Source organism: Candidatus Methylomirabilota bacterium, from assembly GCA_035764725.1.
In the GTDB taxonomy this organism is placed as follows: Bacteria; Methylomirabilota; Methylomirabilia; order Rokubacteriales; family CSP1-6; genus DASRWT01.
In genome coordinates this window covers 1-23,312 of the sequence record DASTYT010000147.1, presented here as the reverse complement: position 1 = coordinate 23,312, position 23,312 = coordinate 1, and the positions used below count along the sequence as shown (strand labels likewise).

Here is a 23,312-nt window from a genome sequence, read left to right as displayed (position 1 = left end):
TCGGGTCGTACGATCGCTTGACAGTCGGGGGCGGTCGCGGTAACTAGGACCCACGTATGGGGCGAGAGAGAGCACCGCTCGTTTGGCTGCTCGTGTTGGTTCTGGGGGCTCTCGCTGCGCTCGCCTATGCCACTCCCCTCGATCCAACCTATATCTCGGGACTCTGGGACGACGACGACTATGACAACGTCATCACCCTCGCCACGTCGTCGAAGGGCACCACCGATTCATATGCCCAGACGGATCTGACGCCCCTTCTCGTCCTCATCGCCCCGGTCCCGGGCGGAGAGGACGCGCTGTTTTCTCCAGCTTCCCCCTCGCCGCACGCCCCCCGGGGCCCACCCGCCGCCTGAGCCGCAGCACCCCGCCTTAGCACCTTTGTAGGGCAGGAGTCTACGTGCTGGGCACCGCGCCTCGCCAGCTGTCATCGCGGGGACACGAGGAGGGACGCAATGGACTCAATTCCAGCGGCCAGGATCGTCATTCCCGAGGAGGACCGCAGACAGATTCTGGAGTGGATCGATGAGGCGCTCCGGACGGGTGCCCTGACGCTCGGCAAACATGGCCAGGCCTTTGAAGCCGCCTTCGCCCAGCTCGTCGGCACGCGCTACGCGGTCGCGGTGCAGAGCGGGACGAGCGCCCTCGAGATCATTCTTCGCTCGCTGGGCGTGGAGGGCCACGAAGTCGTGGTCCCCACCAATACATTCTTCGCCACGCCCGCCGCGATCATCCACGCCGGCGGTCGGCCGCGCTTCGCCGACATCGATCGCGCCACCATGGCTCTCAGCGTCGGGACCGTGGCCGCCGCGGTCACCCCGGCGACCGTCGGCGTCGTGCTCGTCCACATCGGAGGGCTCGTGAGCCCGGACACGCCGAAGATCGCCGCCTGGTGCCGCGAGCGTGGACTCTTTCTCCTGGAGGACGCCGCCCACGCGCACGGGAGCGGCCTGGGCGGCCGTATGGCGGGGACCTTCGGGAGGGCGGCCGCGTTCTCCTTCTACCCGACGAAGGTGATCACCGCGGGCGAAGGCGGGATGATCGTCACGGACGATGCCGGGATCCGCGAGCAGGCGCTGCAGTACCGGGATCAGGGCAAGGAGGGCTTCCTTACCAACTTTCACGTCCGCATGGGATACAACTGGCGGCTCAGCGAGCTGCACGCGGCGGTGGGCCTCTCCCAGCTCGGCCGCCTCGAGCAGTTCGTCGCCGAGCGACGGCGCGTCGCCGACGCATACATCGGGCGGCTTGCCGACGTGGACGGCATCGAGCCCCTCTTGCCCGACGACCGCTCGGGATCGAATTTCTACAAGTACGTCGCGCTGCTCGATTCCGACGTCGACCGGCTCGTCCTCAAGCGAACGCTGAAGGAGCGGTTCAAGGTCAGCCTGAGCGGCGAGGTGTACGAGACCCCTTGCCATCGCCAGCCGGTCTTCGGGAGCTGGGCGAGGGGGAATCTTCCCGTCGCGGAGGACATGTGCCGTCGTCACGTCTGCCTCCCGATCTACCCGGGGATGACCGAAGCGGAGATCGACCGGGTCGTGTTCGCCCTCCAGGAGACGTTGTCGTCGAGGATCGCGTCATGCGCGTCGGCGTGATCGGCGGGGCGGGATTCATCGGCTCTCACGTCGTCGACAAGCTCCTGGACGCGGGCCACGACGTCACCGTGTTCGACATCATGCGCCCCCATCGTCCCGACGTGCGTCACGTCGTCGCGGACATCCTGGACGCCAGCCGCACCACCGTCGCGCTCGCGGGCCGCTACGATGCCCTCTATCTGCTGGCCGCCATCTCCGACGTCAACGACGTCTTCCACATTCCCGTCGAAAGCGCGCAGGTCAACATCATGGCGGTGGGGCACGTCCTGGAGGCGGCGCGCCGGACCGGCGCGGGACGGGTCATCCTGGCGAGCACCACCTGGGTGTACGCCCTCGCCGACCCCGAAGAGGTCGACGAGGACACACCCCTACGTCTGAATCGCGTCAACCACGTCTACACCGCGTCCAAGCTGTCGGCCGAGATGTTGTGCCACTCGTACCACACGCTCTACGGCGTCGACACGACCATCCTGCGCTACGGGATTCCGTATGGCCCGCGGGCGCGTCTGGGCACGGTGCTGGCCAGCTTCGTGGCCCTCGCCATGCAAGGCCGGCCCATCGTGATTCAGGGCGACGGCACCCAGTGGCGGAGTCTCGTGGCCGTCGAGGACCTGGCGCTGGGAAACGTCGCCGCGCTACAGGAGGCGGCGAGGAACCAGACCTACAACCTGGACGGTCCCGAGCGGATTGAGGTGCGGCGCGTCGCCGAGAAAGTCCGTCAGTTCTTCCCGGACGTGCAGATACAGCACACGGAGAAGCGTCCAGGCGACCTCCGGCCGAAGGTCGTCTCCAGCCGAAAGGCGCTCGCCGAACTCGGCTGGAAACCAGAGATCACGTTCGAGGAGGGGGCCGAGCGCTACATCAAATGGGTGGAGCAGAGCGCGCTGCCCTGGGCGCGGACACGGCGATGACCTCCCTCGCCTGGAGCGCTCTCCTCCTGGTTCCGGTCGTCATCTCGTGCGTGTACTGGATCGTGACCAGCGTCATGATGGCGCGCTTCTTCCGGCGTCACGCGCCGGCGGATTCGAGCTGGCTCCCGATGGTGTCCCTGATCAAGCCGGTGTGCGGACTCGAGAAGAGTATCCACGAAAATCTCTCGACGGCCTGTCGTCAGAACTACCCACGGTACGAGGTCATCTTCTCCGTCCAGGATTCGGCGGACCCCGCCCTGCCGCTCCTTGCCCGGATTCGTGGCGAGAATCCTACCGTGCCTATCCAGATCGTCGTCGACCGGGCGAGCGCGGGGCCCAACGGCAAAGTGTCCAACCTTCTCAACGCCACCGGCCACGCGACGGGCCGCGTGCTGGTGTATTCAGACAGCGACATGCGTCTGGAGCCCAACTACCTCAGAACGATCGTCGCGCCCCTGGCGAATCCGCGCGTGGGCATCGCGTGCACCGTGTACCGGGCCGAGGGCGCGGACAACCTCTATGAGTCGCTCGAGCTGCTGTCGCTCAACACCGACTTCGTGCCCTCGATGGTGTTCGCGGTGGAGACCGGCGCGGCGCTCGCCTGTCCCGGTGCCTCCCAGGCCATCCGTCGTGAAACCCTGACGCTCGTCGGAGGTCTCGAGCCGATGGCGTACAGCTTCGTGGAGGATCTCGAGCTGGGCCGTGCCGTCATGGCATCCGGATTGACGATCGCTCTCGTACCGCATGTCGCGGTGACCCGGGTTGACGCTCCTCGGCCCTCGGTCTGGTGGCGGCACCAGGTGTACTGGGACCAGAACACGCGCGTGGCCAACCCCGTCGGATTCTTCTTCACGTTCCTCGTCCGCGGCGTGCCGTTCGCCGGCCTGTACGCGCTGTGCGGCGGCCCCGGCTCCTGGCTGGTGCTGGCCGGCACGCTCGCCATCCGGCTCGGCACCACGCTCGTGAGCTCGACCCTGCTCGGAGACCGAGAGGGCATTCGCCGCCTGTGGCTGCTGCCGCTCCGAGACGCCGCCGGCCTACTGGTCTGGTTGGCGAGCTTCGTGGGGCGGAAGGTGTACTGGCGAGGCCGTGTCTTCGCGCTGAACGGCAAGAGCCTGATCGAGGTATGAAGCGCCTGGTCGTGACGGCCGACGATTTCGGTCTGAGCCCGGCCGTCAACGAGGCGGTCCGACGTGCCCACCGCGACGGCATCCTGACCTGCGCGAGCCTCATGATGGGCGCGCCGGCCGCCGCCGACGCGGTGGCCATCGCCAAGGCGGATGGGCTGCCCGTGGGTCTGCATCTCACCTTGGTGGACGGACGGCCCGTTCTCCCGCCGGAGCGCGTTCCCGACCTCGTGGATGCGCAGGGCGCCTTCCGGCCCGGCCTGGGCCGGCTCGCGGTGCGGCTCGCCGTCTCGGCGCGAGCACGACAGCAGGCTCGGGCGGAGTGCGAGGCCCAGATGGAGGCCCTTCTGAGCACCGGCCTCCCCCTGGACCACGTGAACGCGCACCATCACTTTCACCTTCATCCTTCGGTCCTGAGCATCGTCGTCGAGCTGGCGCGTCGGTACCGTCCCGTCGCGGTGCGGGTGCCGTGGGAGGCCGCCGTGCCGCCACACCGGCAGGCCCTGCTCGCGGCAACCATGGCGCCCTGGGCTCTGCGAGCTCGACGTCGTCTACGCGGCGCGGGGATCGTGACGAACGACGCGCTCTTCGGGCTCCACGACACGGGCGCACTGACCGAAGCGGCCTGGCTCCGCATCGTGCCGAAAATCGGTCCCGGCCTCACCGAGATCTACTGTCACCCCGCGATGCGCCCGTCCACTTCCCCGGACGGGGCCCTCGCGCCCTCGTCCGCAGACGAGCTCGCCGCGCTCCTGAGTCCGGCGGTGCGGGTCGCCCTCGATCGAGCCGGGATCCGCCTCACGTCCTTCGCCGCGGCGGCCGGCGAGTCCGTGGTCCAGCAAGGAGGCCATCCATGAAGCGAGCGTTGTTCCTGAATCCGCCGTCCTTCGAAGGCTTCGACGGCGGCGCGGGCTCACGGTATCAGGCCCGGCGCGAAGTCCGTTCGTTCTGGTATCCGACCTGGCTCGCCCAGCCCGCCGCGCTGGTGCCGGAAAGCAAGCTCATCGATGCGCCGGCCGCTAACCTGCCGCTCGACTCCGTTCTGCGTGAGGCGACGGAGTTCGAGCTCTGCTTCATCCACACCAGCACGCCCTCGTTCCGTGCCGACCTCAAGACGGCGGAGGCCCTCAAGGACGCCAATCGGGCCTTGACCATCGGCTTCGTCGGTCCGCACGTCGCCGTCCAGCCGGAGCAGGCGTTGAAAGCCTCGCCAGCGATCGACTTCGTGACACGCTTCGAGTTCGACCATACGTGCAAGGAGGTGGCCGAGGGCCGCCCCCTGGATCGCATCGACGGCCTGAGCTATCGCACACCGAGCGGTGACATCGCGCACACGCGCGACCGCGCCCTCACGAACATGGAGGCGCTGCCCTGGGTCGTCGACGTGTATCGCCGCGACCTCCGCATCGAGGACTACGAGGTCGGAGAAGCCCTCTACCCCTTCGTCTCGCTCTACGCGGGTCGCGGCTGCCGCTCGCGCTGCACGTTCTGTCTGTGGCCCTACACGGTCGGCGGCCACACGTACCGGGTGCGCAGCGCGCCGAACGTGGTCGGCGAGGTGAAGCGCGCGACCGAATACTTTCCGCAGATCCGCGAGGTCTTCTTCGACGACGACACCCTCACGGATGCCCGTCCCTGGGTGGAAGACCTCGCGCGCGGCCTCGGTGAGGTCCTCGTGCCGAACGGGATGACCTGGAGCACCAACGCCAAGGTCAACGTGCCCCTCGAGACCCTCAAGGTGCTGAAGGAGAACGGCCTCCGGCTGCTCACCGTGGGCTTCGAGACCGGGAGCCAGGAGATCCTCAACAACATCAAGAAGGGGATGAAAGTCGAGTGGGCCCGCCAGTTCGCCGCGAACTGTCACGCGCTGGGAATCAAGATGCACGGCACCTTCATCGTCGGCCTCCCCGGCGAGACGAAGGAGACGATCCGGGAGACCATCCAGTTCGTCAAGGAGATCAATCCCCACACCATCCAGGTGTCGCTCCCCGCCGCGCTGCCCGGCACCTATCTCTACGATCAGGCCCGGCGAGAAGGCTGGCTGCGGGACGCGTCCGGCGAGCTCGTCGGCCAGAACGGCTTCCAGGTCACCTCGATCGAGTACCCGCATCTCTCCCATCGCGACATCTTCGAGATGCAGGAGCAGCTCTACCGCGCGTTCTTCTTTCGGCCGAGCAAGATCGCCGAGATCATGTGGGAGATGGTCAAGAGCCCAACGGTGATGCGGCGTCGTCTCCGTGAGGGCCTCGAGTTCTTCGAATTCTTGCGCGAGCGGAAGAACCGTCCGGCGAGCCACGCCGCGTCCCCCGCCTGCTGACGTGATGCGCGCCGCCGAGCTCTCGGACGTGATCGCCCGTCAGGTCATCCAGCGGGCTCTGCGCTTGATGGAACGGCCGGCCCGTCGATTCGCCGAGCTCGACGTGCGCGAGCTGCTGGCCGTCGGGAGACGCCGCGGCGGGGGGCACGAGTTCGAAGACATGACGTTCTCGGAGGGCCTCCACCGGCTCGTGCGCGCGCTGGCGACGGAAGCGCATTTGAACCTCCTGGGGCGCATCGCCGCCCGCGAGGCGATCGTCGGTCATCTCGCCAATCGGCTCCAGCTCGAAGCGGATCGGCGTCGGTGTCCCGGTATCGCGACACAGGAGATTCGCCGCCCGATCGTCATCACGGGATTGCCACGTAGCGGCTCGACGCTCCTGCACGGTCTCCTCGCGCAGGATCCCGCGAATCGCGTCCCCCAGACCTGGGAGATGCTGAGCCCGTCGCCGCCGCCGGAGCGCGCGAGCTACGAGCACGATGCCCGGATCGCAAAGACCGAGAGGCAGCTCCGTTGGTTCCACCGGCTCGTCCCGGAATTCCGCCGGATCCATCGCGTGGGCGCGCGACTACCCGAGGAATGCACCGTCATCCTCAGCCATTCCTTCCTCAGCTCCCAGTTCTGCTCCATGTACACCGTGCCCTCGTACCAGACGTGGGTTCGGGGACAGGATCTCCGCCCGGCCTATGAGCTGCACCGGCGCTTTCTTCAACAGCTCCAGTGGCGCTATCCCGGGACGCGCTGGATTCTCAAGGCGCCCGCCCATCTGCCGGCGCTGAGGGAGCTGTGCGCGGTGTATCCGGACGTCCGCGTGATCATGACGCACCGGGAGCCGCTCGAGGTGCTGGCATCCGAGGCGAGCCTCCACACCGTCCTTCGCCGGACGTTCAGCAATGGGGTGGACCCGGCCCAGGTCGGGCGCGAAGTGACCGAGCTGACCGCGGACGAGATCCGGGCCGGCCTCGCCGCCCGCGACGACGGGTGCGCGCCGCCCGAACGGCTCTTCGACGTTCGATACCGCGACCTCGTGAAGGATCCGCTGGGCACCGTGCGGACGATCTATGACCGGTTTGCCATGTCGCTCACCTCGAGCACCGAGGAGCGGATGCAGCGGTACCTGGCCGAGACCCCGAAGGACAAGCATGGCGCGCACGAGTACTCGCTGGCGCAGTTCGGCCTCGATCCCGAGGAGGAGCGGGCGCGGTATCGACCGTATCGCGAGCGGTTTCTGCAGGGGGCGGAGCGGTGAAGATCGGATCGGAGGCGCACAAGCGCCTCTTCTGCGGGACGTTCTTCGACCATCACCGGCCTTACGAGCCTGCGGAGCTCGGATGGCCGGCGCTGGACGGGGAGACGCTGGCGCTGCTGCGCGGGCTGCCCTTCTGGACGCATGCGCTCCAGGCGGAGGAGGACGCCGGGCCGATGATCAGCGCATGCGCGGCGCTGGAGCCCGACCCCATGGTGCGCCGGGCGCTCGAGCTCCAGGCGTTCGAGGAGGCGCGCCACGCGCGCATCATCCGGCACATGATCGAGCGCTACGCCCTCCACGCCGACGAGATTCACGTCGAGGTCCCCGACGACGCGGTGGAGGCGTTCATCGACTTCGGGTTCGAGGAATGCCTCGACTCCTTTGGGGCGTTCGGCCTGTTCAAGCTCGCGCGCGAGCATCTGCTCGTCCCCGAGGCCCTCTTCGAGATCTTCGATCGGGTCATGCAGGAGGAAGCGAGCCACATCGTGTTCTTCCTGAACTGGTTCGCGTACCGTCAGGCCCGCCGCGGGGTGCTCTCGCGGGCCTTCCGTCAGCCGAAGGCGCTCCAACATTACCTGCGCGCCGTGCGCAAGCTGGCGGGACTGGCGTTCTCGAAGGAGACCGACGAAGGGAAAGACTTCATCGTCACCGGCGCCGATGCCTTCGTCGACAATCTCACTCCCGGAGTAGTGCTGGCCGCATGTCTCGAGGAGAACACGCGACGCCTGGCCGAGTTCGATCGACGGCTCCTCGCGCCCCGGTTCGCCCCGCGCATGGCACGGATCGCCCTCGGCATCATCACCCGGTTGCCGCGGCGTAACGGCCATCGCCTCGCGGAGCGGCGCTGACCGTGGACGGACGGCTGGGCCGCCTCCTCGCCGCGGTCGTGCGCGCGAGCGTCCGGAGGCCGTGGTTGACGGTGGCGGCCTCGCTCCTTCTGGCGGTAGGCGCCAGCCTCTACACACTGTGGGCGCTCGACTTTCTCGCCTCTCCCCTCAGGCTCCTGCCTCAGCGTGCTCGCTACGTGGTACTCCTCAATCAGTACACCCAGGATTTCGAGGAGCTCGATGACATCATCGTCGCCGTCGAGTCGCCCCGAACGTCACGAGCCAAGCGATACGCCGACCGCCTGGTGGAAGTTCTCCGGCGCGAGGGCCTGACGTCGCGCATCACCTACCGCATCGACCCACGCTTCTTCGACGGGCGCGGCCTCCTCTATCTGCCGTCCGATGACCTCGTCCGATTGCGCGATCGACTCTTCGACTACGACGAGCTCATCACGAGCTACGCCGCGCGCCCGACGCTGGTGGGACTCGTCGAAGACCTCAACCTGCAGTTCGCCAACGCGATGGCGCTCGGCTTCCTCGACCTCGGACTCGGGGACGACGGCAAGACCGACCTCCGCTTCCTCGCCGCGGTGGTAGGCCAGATCGGCGGACGCCTCGACAAGGATGCGCCGTACGCCTCACCCTGGAGCGCGGGCTTCACGCTCGGCAGCCTGGACGACCCTGACGGAGACTATTTCTTCTCTTCGGACAAGCGGATGCTCTTCGTCTTCGTCGAGGAGCACGTGGACGAGAGCGCCTTCACCAACAACCGCGGGCGCATCGAGACGATCCGCAGGGCGATCCGAACCCTCACGCCAGAGTTTCCTGAGGTGCGCGCGGGCGTCACCGGTGGCCCCACCATCGCGGACGACGAGATGGGGACCGCTCTCCGCGATAGCACGGTCGCCACCGCGCTGGCGGCGACGCTCGTCCTGGTCTTCTTGCTCCTCGCGTACCGCCGGACCGGCGCCCCCCTCCTCATGCTGGCCACCCTCGCGTCGAGCCTTCTCTGGGCGCTCGGTTTGATCACCCTGTTCGTCGGCCACCTCACCGTCTTCTCGATCATGTTCATCTCGCTCGTGATCGGCATCGGCATCGACTACGGGATCTACTTTCTCTACCGTTACCAGGAGGAGTGTGCGCTCGGCGCCCCGATCGCGCAGGCGCTCGAGCGTACGGCCTGCCGCACCGGCCCCGGCATGCTGCTGGGCGCCCTCACGGCGGCGGGGACCTTCCTCGTGCTCGTGTTCACCGATTTCCAGGGTATTCGAGAGTTCGGGATCGTCTCGGCCATCGCCATTCTCATGGCCTTCGTCTCGATGCTGACCTTCTTCCCCGCCCTGCTCGCGCTCGAGCGCCAGCGGCCAAGGGCGCGCGCGGCGTCGTCTTTCTCGCCTCCGCTCCGAGGTGGTCGCTCGATGGCGGAATGGCTGGCCCGTCTCCGCACGTACCGCTGGACGACCCTGATCGCGGCGGGCGCGCTGAGCGCGATCGGGGCGTGGGGCATTCGCGGCGTGACCTTCGACTTCAACACGTTGAGGCTCCAGGCGGCGGACGTGGAGTCGGTCATCTGGGAGCAGCGCATCCTCGCGAGCGCTGGGCACTCGGGTTTCACCGCGCTGGCCACCGCGCAGAGCTTGGACGAGCTGCGCCGCAAGCAGGAGGCCTTCGCTCGTCTGCCGTCGGTCTCCGAGGTGGAGAGTGTGCTGCGGCTGGTGCCCGACGCGCAATCCGAGAAGGTGCGCCTCATCCACCAATTCGCTCCGCTCGTGGCCGCGATCCGGGTGGCGGCGCCGCCGGCCGTCCTCGATGGGGACGCGCTCCGGGCCGCGCTCCTGGTGCTGCGACGCCGCCTCGGTTTGACCCTTGAGAGCATCACCGATCCCGCCGCGCGCACCTCCGTGCAACGGCTGTACGAAGGGGTGGATCGTACCCTTGCCCGGATGGAGGGGATGGGACCGGATGCCCTCGACGGTCTGCGGCGCTTGCAAGGCGAGCTTTACACGGATTTCAAGGGCAAGATCGAGCGCTTCCAGCAGAATCTCGATCCCAAGCCGGTGCATGACGGCGAGGCGCCGCCCGAGCTTCGGGGGCGGTATGTCGGCCACAGCGGCCGATTCTTGCTTCGCATCCACCCCGGCGTCGACATCTGGCAGGAGGTCGGGGCGCGCCGCTTCATCGAGGACCTGCGCGCGGTCGATCCCGACGTCACCGGGCCCCCGGTCACGAACTTCGAGGCGACTCACCTCATCGAGCGCGGATACTTCGAGGGCACGCCCTATGCGCTCCTGCTCGTCGCCGCGATCACGTTCGCCATTCTGAGATCCGTGCGGGGCACCACCCTCGCCCTCGCTCCGGTGGGCCTGGGCGCCCTGTGGACCCTCGGCGTCATGCGGTTGCTCAAGCTCGAGTTCAACCTCGCCAACGTGTGGGCGCTCCCGCTCATCGTGGGCACCGCCGCCGAATACGGCCTCAACATCTATGTGCGATACCTCGAGGCCGTCGACCGCGGTGGCCCGCGGTTCCCCCGAAGCGTGGTCCTGGGGGTCGTGCTGAGCTGGCTCACGACCATCGCCGGCTTTGGGAGCTTGCTGGTGGCCCACCACCACGGCATGTTTACACTCGGGCTTCTGCTCAGCGTCGGCTCCACCGCGAGCCTTCTCGCGGCCGTTCTCGTGTTGCCGGTCCTGATCGAGCTCTTCGCTGAAGGGTCACTCCGTCGAGAAGACGCGGTCGCGTCGCCGCCGGGAGCCGGCACTCGTTGACGCGCGTCGCGTTCGTTGCGCCCCCGTCTGGCGGGGCTTACACTCACATGGCACGCGCAGGAGGGTTCGCGATGATCTGCAAGGCGTGGGTCGCGAAGGCGGCGAAGCAGCCGATGGCGTTCACCACCGTCGAGCCGGGTCCTCTCGGGACCGAGGAGGTGGAGGTCGCGGTCGAGCACTGTGGGCTGTGTCACTCCGATCTGTCGATCTTCAACGATGAATTCGGCATCTCGCAATTCCCGGCCACGCTCGGCCACGAGGTCGTGGGCCGCGTCACCACCGTCGGCTCGAGCGCCAAGGGCGTCGCCGTCGGCCAGCAGGTCGGCGTCGGCTGGTTCTCGGGCAGCTGCATGCATTGCCGCCAGTGCCTCTCCGGTCGCCAGCACCTCTGCCCGCAGGCGCAGCTCACCATCGTGGGCCACCGGGGCGGCTTCGCCTCCCACATCCGCTGCCACTGGGCCTGGGCCATTCCGCTGCCCGACGGCCTCGACCTCGCCGACGCCGGGCCGCTGCTCTGCGGCGGCATCACCGTGTTCTCGCCGCTCGTCGCGCACGCCAAGCCCGTGGATCGCGTCGGCGTCATCGGCATCGGCGGCCTCGGGCACATGGCCCTGAAGTTCGCCGCCGCGTATGGCTGCGACGTGACGGCGTTCACGTCGAGCGAGAGCAAGTTCGACGAGGCGAAGAGCTTCGGCGCGCGTCACGTCGTCTCGAGCAAGGACTCGGCGGCGATCAAGAAGCTCGGCGGCAGCCTCGATCTCTTGATCAGCACCGTCAGCGCGCCGATCGACTGGAACGCGATGATCGGGACGGTCGCGCCGAACGGTCGGCTCCACGTGGTCGGGTTGATGGTGGAGCCCATTCCGGTGTCGGCCTTCTCGCTCGTTCTCCAGCAGCGGGCGGTGTCCGGCTCGCCCACCGGCTCGCCGGTGGGCATCGCGACCATGCTGGACTTCGCGGCCCGCCACCGGATCGCGCCGCAAACCGAGCACTTCCCCATGAGCCGGATCAACGAGGCCTTTGCCCGGCTCGAATCGGGCAAAGCCCGATACCGGATCGTGCTGGACATGGACTTCTGAGCCACCCGAGCGGGCTCGAGGGAGACGCGGGGTCGGCGCGAGACGCATTCGACCTCGTGGTCATCGGGGCCGGGCCCGCGGGGCTCGCCGGCGCCATCGCGGGCGGCGTTCTCGGGGCCAAGGTCGCGCTCGTCGAGCGGTCATCGGCCCTGGGGGGCGCCCTCATCAATACCGGCACCATTCCCAGCAAGACCCTGCGGGAGACGGCGCTGGCGCTGTCGGGTCACCGCAGCCGCAATCTGTACGGGGTCGACCTCTCCCTGCGCCGGGGGGCGCGCGTCGCCGACTTCCTCTACCACGAGCGCCACGTCAAGGCGACGGCGCGCGCGAACGTCGCGGAGCGGCTCGCCCGCCTGGGCATCACGCGAATCAGGGGATTGGCGCGCTTCCTCGCGACCGACCGCGTCGAGGTCGTGCCGACATCGCCCTCGAAGGGCCGGCCGCGCCAGCTACGCGCGCGCTTCGTCCTGATCGCGACCGGCAGCCGGCCCGCACGGCCGCGCGAGTTTCCGTTCGAGCACCCGCAAGTCTGGGATTCGGACGAGATCCTCGAGCTCGAGCGGCTGCCTCGACGGCTTGCCGTCATCGGCGCCGGCGTCATCGGCAGCGAGTATGCGTCGATGTTCGCCGCGCTCGGCGCGAAGGTGGATCTCGTCGACGGGCGTGCGGCCCTGCTCTCGTTTCTCGACCGCGAGATCGCGCGCGAGCTCACGCGGGCCATGACCGCGCTCGGCATTCGGTTTCGCTGGCGCGAGCGCGTGACGGCGTGTCAGGCGCCCGTGCGCGGACCCATCCGGCTCACGCTGTCCTCGGGCGCGTCGCTCCGCGTCGACGCCGTGCTGGTGGCGGCTGGACGTCGCGCGGTCGTCGAGGATCTCCGGCTGGAGGCCGCGGGCCTCTCCACCGACGAGCGGGGCCATCTCCACGTCGATGCGCACTTCCGGACGCGGGTTCCGAACATCCTCGCCGCCGGCGACGTGGTCGGCTTCCCCGCGCTGGCCTCCGTGAGCGCCGAGCAGGCGCGCCTCGCGGTGTCCACCGCCTTCGGCCACCGCCTGAAGGAGGCGGTGGACCCTCTTTTCCCCAACGGGATCTACACGATCCCAGAAGTAAGCACGGTCGGCGCCACCGAAGAAGAGCTGCGCACGCAGGGCGTCGACTACGTGGTGGGACGTGCCCGCTACGCGGACAACGCGCGCGGCGCCATCATCGGCGACCGCGCCGGGCTCCTGAAGCTGCTGTTTCGGCGCGAGGACATGAAGCTGCTGGGCGTCCACATGCTCGGGGAGCAGGCGACAGAGCTCGTCCACATCGGCCTGATGACCCTGCTCCTCGGGGGCGGGGCCGAGGAGCTTCACCGAGCGTGCTTCAACGTGCCGACCCTCGCGACGCTCTACAAGGACGCCGCCTACCGGGCGCAGATCGCGCGCGACCTGCCCTCGGCGGCGCGACGGCTCCCTCGGCGCCACCAGTGACGGCATCTGCGGCAGGTGCCCGTCCCGACTATCTCAAGCCATCGGCCACCAGCAGCGTCTCCCCCGTCATGTACTTGGAGTCGGACGACGCCAGGTACACGGCAGTCGGCACGATGTCGTCCGGCTGCCCCATCTGCCCGAGCGGCGCCTGCGTCTCGACCATCTTCTGAAAGTCGCTGCCTACGAAGCCGGCGGCCGCGTAGAGGTGCGTCCCGTCCTTGGAGTGGATCTGGAATCGATTGGCAGTCAAGGACAGCCGATTGCCGATCACATCATCGGCGGCCTTGCCGTCACGCTCCGCTCATGTCGCCGTCCAGGTCCCTTGCAGTGTCTTGTCATCGCGGGCCGGCTGCGCAAGCACCGGCGCGAGCCCGGCGCCGAGGACCATCCAGCACATCAACGCGATCAGCCGAGACATGGTCCACCTCCCCTCCGCCAGCGTGAGGCCGCCGGCGGAATCGCGAGGGCGCAGAGCAGCGCCATGACGAGAAAGGCCTGGGCGCCCAGGCGCGCATAGAGCGCGCCGGAGACGAGCATCAACGCGGCGCTCGCGCCCGCGGCGCCTAGAGCATACGTCGCCTGGGCGGTGGCGGCCAGGCCGGGCGGGACGGCGGCCCCGATCACGCGCATGCACGCCAGGTGGAGGGCGGCGAACGTGAGGCCGTGGAGCGGCTGCACCACGGCCAGCACGGCCACCGCCGTGGTGGATCCCACGACCAGCCAGCGGACAAGGCCGGCGGTTGCCGCGAGCGCCATGACGCCCCGGGCGCCCAGCCGCGTCACCAGCGCGGGGCCGACGAGGAAGAACACGAGTACCTCGGCCGCCACCGCTTCCGACCAGAGTACGCTGACCAATGCCGGGCTGACGCCCGCGCCGGACCATCGGATGACCGCGAACGTGTCGTGCATCGCATGGCTGCCCAGCACGAGCGTGGACACGATGAGGACCCGCTGGAACTCGGGGATCCGCAGCAGGAAGCGCACGTCGTCCGTTCGCGGGGGCGCGCGCTGGCCTTCCCGGTGCGCAGGCGGTGCCGGCGCCGGGACGAGCAGGACCACACCGGCGGCCAGCGCCAGCTGTAGCGCGTGCAACCAGAGGATGGAACCGAGCCCCCAGGCGCCGACGACCTGGCCGCTCAGCAGCGTGCCCAGGATGAAGACGCCGGAGCCCGTCCCGCGCACCCAGCCGTACTCGAAGGCGGCGCCGCCCCGAGTCTCGAACGCCGCGCGCAGGGTCAACGCGTCACCCAAGGTGGTGATCGGCGCCAGCGCCGCCGCGTGGAGCAGGCTGATGGCGAGCAGGGCGGGAAAGCCGGCGCCCACGAGGAGTGCCAGCGCCACTGCGGCCGCGAGGAGCGCACAGACCGCGAGCACCTCGCGGAGGGCCCCCGTGAGATCGGCAAGGCGGCCGCATAGCGGGCCGGAGACGAGGCGAATCGCCGTCCCGGCGCCGAACAGGAAGCCGAGCTCTCCCGCGGTCAGGCCACGCGCCTCGAAGAACGCGGGCATGAACGGCGAGGAGACCCCGAAGGCGCCGTACATGAGCGCGTAGAGCGCCACGAAGGGCAGAAGACGCCTCACCCGGCGGGTCACCGAGGCCGGGAGGTCGAGGCGATGTCCCAAGCGGCCAGAAACAGGGCGGCGATGATGGGTCCCACGACGATCCCGTTCGCGCCGAAGACGGCGAGGCCGCCCAGCGTGGAAATCAGCACCACGTAGTCCGGTATGCGGGTGTCCTTGCCCACCAGCACCGGGCGCAACACATTGTCCACCAGGCCGATCACGAGGACGCCGTAGCCGATCAGCAGGAGGCCTGACCACACGGCGCCGGTCACCAGGAAGTAGACCGCCACCGGCACCCACACGAGGGCGGTCCCGACGCCGGGGAGCAGCGAGAGCAACGCCATGACCACGGCCCACAGCAGCGCGCCCCGGATGCCGAGCAGCCAGAACATGAGCCCGCCGAGCACGCCCTGCGCGAGCGCCACCACGACGGTGCCCTTGACGGTGGCGCGAATCACCAGGGTGAAGTTCTCGCCGAGCGCGCCCTGATGCTCGGCGCTCAGCGGCACCGCCGCGCGGATGCGCCGCACCAGGTCGTCCCCGTCGCGCAGCAGGAAGAACAGGAGATAGAGCATGACGAAGAAGCTGACCACGACGTCGAATGTGCGCTGCCCGACACTCAGGGCCTGCGTGGCAACGAACTGGCTGCCGCCCAGCAACCCTTCGGAGATCCGATGCTGCACGGCGGTCAGCTCGGCGAGGTCGAAGCGCTCCAGCAGTCGTACCGCCCATCCGGGCAGCGTGTGGACGATGCGCTCGAAGTGCTGCGCCGGATTCAGCTCACCCGATTTCACCCGCGTGTAGACGTCGGCCGCCTGCTCAACGAGGAGCCCGCCGATGACGGTCACGGGCAGGATGACGATGACCACGACCAGCACGAGCGTCACCAGAGCGGCGGCGGTCCGGCGGCCGCCGAATCGCCCCGTCAGCCACCGGTTCAGCGGGGCGGATACGACCGCCAGGATCGTCCCCCAGAGAATCGCGCCGTAGAGCGGCCAGAGTATCCACGCGAAGGCCACCGACACGAGGATCAGGAGGAGCAGGAACGCGCGGTCCCTCAGGACGGGCGGACCGCCGGCGCCGGTGGAGGCCATACCTACAGGCTACAGGAGGGTCAGCCGTGATCAGGCTCTCCGCTCGCCGCGAGGGGGCTAGGGCCAGGGCAGCCCGTAGATTCTCGCCGCGTTGGCCCCGAGCACACGCTGCGCCACCATGAGAGCCTCGCGGCTATCGAGAGCGCCGAGCGCCACCAGCTCATCGAGCACCGTCGCAAGCCCACGACGCCCCCAGCGCGCGGCCAGCCAGTAGAGCTCGGGGATCTGCGACGCGTCGCTCGAGTACACCACCTTGGTGGTCGGGGCGAGGCCCAGGAGCTGACGCAGCATGGCGGGCACCTCGGCGGCGAGATGGGGAATGGCCAGCCCCACGTCGGCGTGGACGTTGGGGTACATGGCCGCCAGGTAGCCGAGCTCGCGGACATAGGGATAGCTCGCGTGCAGGAGCACGAACGGCACGCTCGCGTACCGCCCGCTCTCGAGCAGCGGGCGCAGGTGCAGCGGATTCGCCTCGCGGAGGTCGAGATCGGCATCGCCGAAGCCGGTGTGGATCTGCAGGGGCAGGGCCTGGCGCGCGGCGATTTCGAGGGCGCGCAGCAGGAGGTAGTCGTTGAGCGGCTTGACGGCAAGGCGCACCCGGCCGTCACGGCGGGCGCGCGCCTTGACGGGGCCGAACGCCGCAATGGCGTCGTCCCGTGACGTCTCGCTCACCGCGAGCCCCGTCCGGTAGGCGATGATGCTCTTGAGTCCGATGAAGCCGTCTGCGCGCGCTCGCTCGACGATCGCCGAATAGGCCTCGATCACGGCGTCGAACGTCTCGTGCCGGACGATCAGGGCCTGCGCGAGCGTCTCGAGCCGCAGAATGGGCAGGACACGAGGGGGGACCCGCGCCGCCATCTCCGCGGGCGGCCACGTCGCCGCGGTCTGGTAGCCGTGATCGACGAGCAGCAGCGCGATGTTGGCCTCGCCGAGCAGCCGACGCGCCAGCGCGTCGGGGGACATGCCGCCCCGCGCGGCGAGCACCGCCTCGGTGCTCGGCGCACAGCCGAAGAGCGCGGCAAGCTCCCGGATGGCCCAGCGGTAGAAGACCGTCTCGTGCGCGTGGCGCGCGTGCACCGTCGGGTCGCCGCTCTCCGTGAAGAATCGCGCGTACGCGGCGGCGCCGTCGATCTTCCCATCGCGCAGCAGCGCATGGCAGTGCTGATCCAGGATCGGGACGGTCCCGAGGTCCACCTCAGAACTTCCAGAAGTGGTGCTTCGTCTCGAACGCGGCGTCCTCACGGCCGAACGCCGCCGCCTCCGAGCGCTTCACGGCGAGATACGCGCGCGCCAGGGTCGGACCGAGGGCCGACATGAGCACGGCATCTCGCTCCAGGCAACCGAGCGCCGCATCGAGCGTGGTCGGGTAGCGCTGGATCCCGCGCTTCTGCCGCTCGCGCTCGGAGAGGGTACCGGGATCGAGGAGCACGGGCTCCCCCGCCTCGAGCCCGCGGGTGACACCATCGAGCCCGGCCGCGAGCAATCCGCCCAGCGCGAGGTACGGATTCGACGATGAATCCGACGCCTTGAGCTCGGCATTGGTCGAGCCGGCGCGGTCGGAGGGATACGTCGAGGGCACTCGCACCGCCGCCTCCCGGTTGTCGGGTCCCCACGCCGTGTAGGCCGAGCTCCAGAAATGCGGCTGGAGCCGGCGATACGAGTTGACGCTGGGACAGGTCAGCGCAAGCAGCGCCGGCAGATGATCGAGCACGCCCGCGATGAAGTGATAGCCCAGCGCGCTCACCCCGTAGCGGCCCCGCGGGTCGTACATCCGCGACCGCCGTCCTGCCGCATCCCACAGGCTCCAGTGGATGTGGGCGCCATTGCCAGCCTGATCGACGAAAGGCTTGGGCGCGAGCGACGCCCAGAGCCCGTGACGGTGCGCCACGGCGCGTACGGTCTCGCGATAGAAGACCTGGCGGTCGGCCGCCGCGAGCGCCGGGGCGTGGCCGATGGAGAGCTCCTGCTGGCCATGGCCCAGCTCGGGATAGTACTGCTCGACGGGAATGCGCTGGGCTTCGAGCGCCGCCACGATGTCGTCCATGACGGGCGCCGCCGTCGTCATGCCGACGGTGGAGAAGCAGAGGCTCTCGTCGAGCGGGGCGAAGGCGCCGTCCGCCTGCTTGGCGGCCAGCGTGAACTCGCACTCGAAGGCCGCGCGCACGCTGAACCCCGCCGCGCCGCACGCCGAGATCTGGCGCTTGAGGAAGGCCCGCGGGCACGCCTCCCACGGCGCACCCTCCAGCGTGCGCATGTCGCTCGTCATGGCCGCGGCGTGCGGCGCGTACGGCAGCACGGTGAAGGTCTGCGGATCGGGAACCAGTCGGATCTCGCCGACCGGGCCGAGGCCCTCGACGGCCTGGAGCTGGTCCAGCATGTTCATCGCCTGCATGGCCACGGTGAGCCCGATGCCATCGGTCAGCCGGCTCGCGAGTCCGTCCACATGCGTGGCCTTCCCGCGGGTGATGCCGCCGTTGTCGGTGTAGAGGAAGCGTACGAGGCGGACGCCGGTCCGCCGGGCCTGCTCGGTCGGATCAGGGGCGCGCCGGGAACGGGTCACCATGGCCACGCGTAGGATAACGCGTCCGGAACGCCGAGCGCGTCATGACAGATGAAGGGCGCGCAGCGCCGCGCCGAAGCCCACGATCCCGAGGGCGGTCCGGACCCAGTGCCACGTCGCCCACCGGGCGAGCAGCGACCGCACATCGGGATCCGACAGGCCGCCGCGCTCGAACAAGGCGTTGGTGGTCGCGAAGAAGATCGGATAGGTCACCATCACCCCGATCGCCGAGAGCGTCGCGATGAGGAGCCAGCGACCACGCGTCACCGGGCCCGCCCGGGCGGCGACGAGCGCGGCCAGCGTGCCGGCGACGCTCGCGCTCCCCAGCGGGATCATCAGCCGGCCGATGAGGTGGGCATAGGCGGCGAACCAGGCCTGGAACTCGGCGGGCGAGAGGCTTTTCCAGAAGCTCACGAAGGCGACGCCGATCACGAGCATGCCGCCCGCGAGCAACCCGAACACGAGGCACGCGAGCATGATGAGCGCGGATGCGACCGTCACCGGATCCCTCCCGCCTAGTCGCCTTCCCCACGATACGCCGCCACTTTCCGCTCCAGGCGCCGAAGCACCAGCTCGTGCAGCCCGGTGATCGCGAGGACGAGCACGATGCCCGCATAGACGCCCGGGCTGTCGAGCAGGGTGCGATGCCGCGTGATGAGATAGCCGAGGCCGTCGGCGGCCCCCAGCATCTGCGCGACGATCACGCCGACGATCACCAGCGCGCCGCCGAGACGGAGGGCGGCCACGATGGAGGGCAGGCTTGCGGGCAGCGCGATGTAGAGGATTTGCTGGACGCGGGTCGCCCCGAACGCGCGCGCCGTCTCGCCGAGCGCCGGCGTCAGCGCCGCCACGCCCGCGACCGCCGTCAGCATGGTCGGGATCACCGCGTAGATCGCGGCGAAGGCGATCTTCGACTCGGAGCCCAGACCGAACCACACCATCATCGCCGGGTAGAGCACCACCAGGGGCACCGCGTAGACGCTGCGGAGAACGGGCAGCACCATACGTCGACCTCTCGCCGAAGACCCGACGAGCTGGCCGAGCAGGATGCCGCCGCCACACGCGATCGCGTAGGCGGCCAGGATCTCGCCGAACGTGGTGGGCAGGCTGCCCAAATATTCCCGATGGCTGCTGACGAGCCTCCCGAGCGCCTCACTGAGCGGCGGAACGAAGAGGCGGGGGACGAGCCCGGCGCGCGGCAGGATCTCCCAGGCGGCGAGGATCCCGAGGTAGAGCACGACCTGGCAGAGTCGCACGTGCCGCTCGGCCCAGGTCATCGTCGCTCCGCGTTCTTGATGTGCTGCCAGATGCGGTCCTTCAGCGCCCCGAAGCGCTCCTCCGCGGTCAGCGCAAAGCTGCGGGGGCGCGGCAAGTCCACGACGATGTCGTCGACAAGGCGCCCGGGCCGCGCGCTCAGCACGACGACCCGGTCGGCGAGGTACACCGCTTCGTTCAGACTGTGGGTCACGAACAGCACGGTCTTGCGCGTCTCGGACCAGATGCGCAACAGCTCGTCGCCCAGCACCATACGCGTCTGCTCGTCCAGCGAGGCGAATGGCTCGTCCATGAGCAGCACCGCGGGGTTCTGGACGAGGCCGCGGGCGATCGCCACCCGCTGCTTCATGCCGCCCGAGAGCTGGTGCGGGAGGCGGTCCTCGAAGCCGCGGAGGCCGGTGAGATCCAGCATGCGGCGGGCCGCGTCGAGGCGCTCGGCCTTCGCCACGTGTCTGAGCTTGAGCGGGAACGCCACGTTGTCGATCGCGGAGAGCCAGGGGAGCAGATTGGCTTCCTGGAAGATCATGCCCACCTTCCGCGGCATCGGGCCGGTGATCCGCTCGCCGTCGCAGAGCACGGTGCCGCTCGAGGGCAGCCGGAGCCCGGCGATGAGCGAGAGCAGCGTGGACTTGCCGCAGCCGCTGGGGCCCACCACCGCGGTGAACTGTCCATCGGGGATGTCGAGATCGATCGATTCGAGCGCGGGGACCCGGGCGCCGTCGGCCCCGAAGTGCTGTGACACGCCCCGGATGGCGACGAGGGGCCGCGTCACGAGCGATCTCGCCACGCGGCCAGACGCCCCTCGACCGCGCGCAGCACCTCGTTCACGGCCACCGCGGCCAGGGCGACGATGACGAGGGCGGCGTAGAGCTGGGGCATCTGCACGTTCTCGCCCCACGCGGCGATCCGGTACCCGATGCCATCGCGGGCGCCGTAGATCTCGCACAGGAGGATCGCGGTGATGTTGAACACCATGCCGAGCCGGATCGACTCGAGCAGGATCGGAGCCATCGCGGGCACGTAGATCTCCCGGATGATCTGCCCTCGGCTGGCGCCGTAGACGCGGCTGACCAGAATCAGCTCGCGGGGCACCGACTGCACCGCCGCAATCCCACCGACGATCAGCACAAAGATCGTGGTGAACACGCCGAAGGCAATCTTCTGCAGGGTGCTCACGCCGAAGACCAGGATGAAGACGGGCAGGAAGATGGACTTGGGAACACCGAAGAGGAAGTTGACGAGCGGCCGAAACAGCGCGCCCAGGAGGGGCACCTCGGCGAGGAGAAATCCCAGGAGGAGGCCGAGGGGGACGGCCAGGAGAAACGCGGCCAGCACTTCCCAGGCGGTCACCCCGAGGCTCTGCAGCACCTCGGGGCGACTGAGCAGCCGGGTCAGCGCGGCCAGGACGGTGCTCGGCGCCGGAGCCACCCCGGCATCGAGCCGTCCCAGCCGCACCATGGCCTCCCAGAGACCGACGAGAGCGAGGACGACGGCGGCAACGACCAGGCGCTCGTGCCGCCGCATGACCCTACGGCTTGGTCGGCGCGATCGGCATGTTCAGGAAGACCTCGGCAGCCGGCGCCATGTCCTTCACGCCACTCGCCGCCGCCAGCTCCATGGCCTTCTCCACGGACGCCTGGCTGATCTTGCCGTCGCGCGAGAGCCGGAGAAAGGTCTTCTCGTACTCCATCTTGGCGATCTCCATCGGGAGCTCGTTGTTGCTCGCGATGGTCTTGATGGCGTAGTCGGGGTTGTTCCGCATGTACTCGAGCGCGCCGTAGAGGGCGTTGAGCCCCTTCTGGATGAAGGGGCGCCGCTCGTTCAGATTCTTCTCGGTCGCGGCCCAGCCCCCGATGAGATTCGGCGGCATCGCGGTCGCGAAGTCGACGAGGACGCGCACCTTGCCCTCCGACACGACCTGATAGCTGAGGGGCGAGTAGATCACCGCGGCGGCCAGGTTGTCGTTGAGCAGATTCGGCACCAGCCCGCCGCCCCCCACGGGCACGCGCTGGAACGTCGCCTTGTGCTCAGCCTGGGCCCACAAGGCCAGCGTGTCGGTACCGGAGCCGGCGGAGGTGATACCGACCTTCTTGCCGTCCAGCTCCCTGGGCGACTTGATCGGGGACGCAGTCTTCACGCCGAGGATCCAGCCCGACCACTCATCACCGCTTCCCCCGATGATCTTCACGAGCACGCCCCGCTTCCGGGACGTCGCCACGAGGGGCACCGCGACCGTGCCGAGGTCCGCCGAGTTCGCGGCGATCGCCTCGAAGGTCTCCCCGCCGCCGCGATAGATCGTGATCTCGGGCCGCAGACCCTCCTTCTCGAACAGGCCCTTCTCCTTCGCGACGATGGCGAGGATGGTGGGGAAGTAGGTCTTGGTGGGACAGCCGATGCGGATGGTTTCTTGAGCGTCGGCGCGTCCCGGAAGCGACATCAGCGCGCCGAAGGCCAGCACCACCGCCAGCCGAGCCATGAGCCTCGTTGCCATGGAATCCTCCTGGGGTTCGTGTGCCGGCGGCCATGGTAGCACGGGCGGCACCCCCTCCCCCCGGAGGTGGTCAGCGCGAGACGGCGGCGAGACGGGTCAGGGCTTCCGCGCCCGGATGTTTACACCCTCCGTCTCGTACTTGTCGGCCCTTCGCTGGCCGCTGGCCCCCGCAAACGGCAGGCCGCGCCACGTCACGTCGACGTCCTCGAATCCCGCCCGGGCGATCTTCACGAGGTACTCTCCTTCCAGGAGAGCGCCTCCGATTCAGGCCGTCCAGATCGCGACGTCCTCGCGCGCTGCAGGCGGGATGTCACGGTGCACCACGACGTCGGAGATCTGCAGCCGGCCCCCGGGCTTCAGCACCCGGAATGCTTCGGCAAGCGCCTTGTCCTTGTCGGGGACGAGGTTGATCACGCCGTTGGAGATCACGAGGTCGGCGACGCCGTCGGGCAGCGGAAGGCTCTCCGCGAGGCCCTCGACGTACTCGACCTGGCGAACCCCCGTGAGCGCGACATGCAGGTGGCCGAGCGCGAGCATGGCCGGCGTCATGTCCACGGCGAGCACGAGGCCCGTGGGCCCCACGTGGCGGGCGGCGAGGAAGGTGTCCGTGCCGCTGCCCGCGCCGATGTCCACCACCGTGTCACCCGGGAGGGGAAGCCCCATGGCGAGCGGATTTCCCACGCCGGCAAAGGATGCGGTGATCGTGGCCGGTAGCTCGGCCAGATCCTCCCAACGGTAACCGAGGCGCTCGACGGCGTAGTCGCGCCCGGTGTGGAAGTGATAACCCTTCTTCGGTTCGGTGGCGACCTGGCTATAGACCTTTCGAATCTCCAGACGTAGAGCCTGTGCATCCAGCGGCATGGAGCCTCCTTGTGGGTCCCGCATGGGTCGGGAGTGGATCTGACCGCTGGTGGAATGATCGCGCGGCGGGCGGTGGCCTGCTCAGGGGAAACCCAGGGAGAACATAGGGAGCGGCGGCTCGCC

At 69.0% G+C, this 23,312-nt stretch carries 22 protein-coding genes; 10 read left to right on the top strand and 12 right to left on the bottom strand.

All coding sequences use genetic code 11. The features are described from left to right. Window positions 1-452 precede the first annotated feature (452 nt). From VFX14_24100 to sthA, 10 genes are all read left to right on the top strand, one after another. On the top strand, window positions 453-1,595 hold the full coding sequence (locus VFX14_24100; protein ID HEU5192776.1) for a DegT/DnrJ/EryC1/StrS family aminotransferase: 1,143 nt from the start codon (window positions 453-455) through the stop codon (window positions 1,593-1,595). Beyond that, the gene (locus VFX14_24095) at window positions 1,580-2,506 is read left to right on the top strand and encodes an NAD-dependent epimerase/dehydratase family protein (protein HEU5192775.1); all 927 of its coding nucleotides are present in this window, start codon (window positions 1,580-1,582) and stop codon (window positions 2,504-2,506) included. Before VFX14_24100 ends, VFX14_24095 begins: the two co-directional genes overlap by 16 nt. Continuing rightward, entirely contained in the window at window positions 2,503-3,636 is a 1,134-nt protein-coding gene (gene hpnI, locus VFX14_24090) for a bacteriohopanetetrol glucosamine biosynthesis glycosyltransferase HpnI (protein ID HEU5192774.1), read from the top strand. Before VFX14_24095 ends, hpnI begins: the two co-directional genes overlap by 4 nt. Beyond that, entirely contained in the window at window positions 3,633-4,490 is an 858-nt protein-coding gene (hpnK, locus tag VFX14_24085) for a hopanoid biosynthesis-associated protein HpnK (GenBank protein HEU5192773.1), read from the top strand. Before hpnI ends, hpnK begins: the two co-directional genes overlap by 4 nt. After that, the gene (gene hpnJ, locus VFX14_24080) at window positions 4,487-5,950 is read left to right on the top strand and encodes a hopanoid biosynthesis associated radical SAM protein HpnJ (GenBank protein HEU5192772.1); all 1,464 of its coding nucleotides are present in this window, start codon (window positions 4,487-4,489) and stop codon (window positions 5,948-5,950) included. The genes hpnK and hpnJ overlap by 4 nt, the downstream gene beginning before the upstream one ends. A gap of 4 nt (window positions 5,951-5,954) precedes the next feature. Next, window positions 5,955-7,199, top strand: a complete 1,245-nt coding sequence (locus tag VFX14_24075; protein ID HEU5192771.1) for a sulfotransferase — start codon at window positions 5,955-5,957, stop codon at window positions 7,197-7,199. Beyond that, the gene (locus VFX14_24070; GenBank protein ID HEU5192770.1) at window positions 7,196-8,047 is read left to right on the top strand and encodes a ferritin-like domain-containing protein; all 852 of its coding nucleotides are present in this window, start codon (window positions 7,196-7,198) and stop codon (window positions 8,045-8,047) included. Before VFX14_24075 ends, VFX14_24070 begins: the two co-directional genes overlap by 4 nt. Window positions 8,048-8,049: 2 nt before the next feature. Continuing rightward, a complete protein-coding gene (locus VFX14_24065) occupies window positions 8,050-10,791 on the top strand; it encodes an MMPL family transporter (GenBank protein ID HEU5192769.1) in 2,742 nt (913 codons plus the stop codon). A 71-nt stretch (window positions 10,792-10,862) separates the two neighbouring features. Further along, window positions 10,863-11,870 carry an NAD(P)-dependent alcohol dehydrogenase gene (locus VFX14_24060; protein HEU5192768.1) on the top strand — a complete coding sequence of 336 codons (1,008 nt, stop codon included), beginning with the start codon at window positions 10,863-10,865 and terminating at the stop codon, window positions 11,868-11,870. Beyond that, window positions 11,867-13,345, top strand: a complete 1,479-nt coding sequence (sthA, locus tag VFX14_24055; protein ID HEU5192767.1) for a Si-specific NAD(P)(+) transhydrogenase — start codon at window positions 11,867-11,869, stop codon at window positions 13,343-13,345. Before VFX14_24060 ends, sthA begins: the two co-directional genes overlap by 4 nt. 28 nt (window positions 13,346-13,373) lie before the next feature. Here the strand turns inward: sthA and VFX14_24050 are convergent, their stop codons facing one another. The 12 genes from VFX14_24050 to VFX14_23995 all read right to left on the bottom strand — a co-directional run bounded on the left by VFX14_24050 (window position 13,374) and on the right by VFX14_23995 (window position 23,189). After that, window positions 13,374-13,595, bottom strand: a complete 222-nt coding sequence (locus tag VFX14_24050; protein HEU5192766.1) for an SDR family oxidoreductase — start codon at window positions 13,593-13,595, stop codon at window positions 13,374-13,376. 155 nt (window positions 13,596-13,750) lie between these two features. Next, window positions 13,751-14,926, bottom strand: a complete 1,176-nt coding sequence (locus tag VFX14_24045; protein HEU5192765.1) for an MFS transporter — start codon at window positions 14,924-14,926, stop codon at window positions 13,751-13,753. Window positions 14,927-14,934: 8 nt separating this feature from the next. Beyond that, window positions 14,935-16,002, bottom strand: coding sequence for an AI-2E family transporter (locus VFX14_24040; protein ID HEU5192764.1), 1,068 nt, complete (start codon window positions 16,000-16,002; stop codon window positions 14,935-14,937). A gap of 57 nt (window positions 16,003-16,059) precedes the next feature. After that, on the bottom strand, window positions 16,060-17,196 hold the full coding sequence (locus tag VFX14_24035; GenBank protein HEU5192763.1) for an amidohydrolase family protein: 1,137 nt from the start codon (window positions 17,194-17,196) through the stop codon (window positions 16,060-16,062). Between the two features lies 1 nt (window position 17,197). Then, window positions 17,198-18,565 (bottom strand): glutamine synthetase family protein, encoded by a 1,368-nt coding sequence (locus VFX14_24030; GenBank protein ID HEU5192762.1) that lies wholly within the window; start codon window positions 18,563-18,565, stop codon window positions 17,198-17,200. Window positions 18,566-18,604: 39 nt separating this feature from the next. Further along, window positions 18,605-19,063 (bottom strand): DUF1772 domain-containing protein, encoded by a 459-nt coding sequence (locus VFX14_24025; GenBank protein ID HEU5192761.1) that lies wholly within the window; start codon window positions 19,061-19,063, stop codon window positions 18,605-18,607. Window positions 19,064-19,077: 14 nt separating this feature from the next. Then, on the bottom strand, window positions 19,078-19,839 hold the full coding sequence (locus tag VFX14_24020; protein ID HEU5192760.1) for an ABC transporter permease: 762 nt from the start codon (window positions 19,837-19,839) through the stop codon (window positions 19,078-19,080). After that, complete coding sequence (locus VFX14_24015) at window positions 19,836-20,609, bottom strand: ABC transporter ATP-binding protein (GenBank protein HEU5192759.1); 774 nt, start codon at window positions 20,607-20,609, stop codon at window positions 19,836-19,838. Before VFX14_24015 ends, VFX14_24020 begins: the two co-directional genes overlap by 4 nt. Continuing rightward, complete coding sequence (locus VFX14_24010; protein ID HEU5192758.1) at window positions 20,606-21,361, bottom strand: ABC transporter permease subunit; 756 nt, start codon at window positions 21,359-21,361, stop codon at window positions 20,606-20,608. The genes VFX14_24015 and VFX14_24010 overlap by 4 nt, the downstream gene beginning before the upstream one ends. Before the next feature lie 4 nt (window positions 21,362-21,365). Continuing rightward, window positions 21,366-22,328 carry an ABC transporter substrate-binding protein gene (locus tag VFX14_24005; GenBank protein HEU5192757.1) on the bottom strand — a complete coding sequence of 321 codons (963 nt, stop codon included), beginning with the start codon at window positions 22,326-22,328 and terminating at the stop codon, window positions 21,366-21,368. A gap of 96 nt (window positions 22,329-22,424) precedes the next feature. Continuing rightward, window positions 22,425-22,559, bottom strand: a complete 135-nt coding sequence (locus tag VFX14_24000; GenBank protein HEU5192756.1) for a hypothetical protein — start codon at window positions 22,557-22,559, stop codon at window positions 22,425-22,427. 33 nt (window positions 22,560-22,592) lie between these two features. Continuing rightward, window positions 22,593-23,189, bottom strand: coding sequence for a methyltransferase domain-containing protein (locus VFX14_23995; GenBank protein HEU5192755.1), 597 nt, complete (start codon window positions 23,187-23,189; stop codon window positions 22,593-22,595). Window positions 23,190-23,312 lie beyond the last annotated feature (123 nt).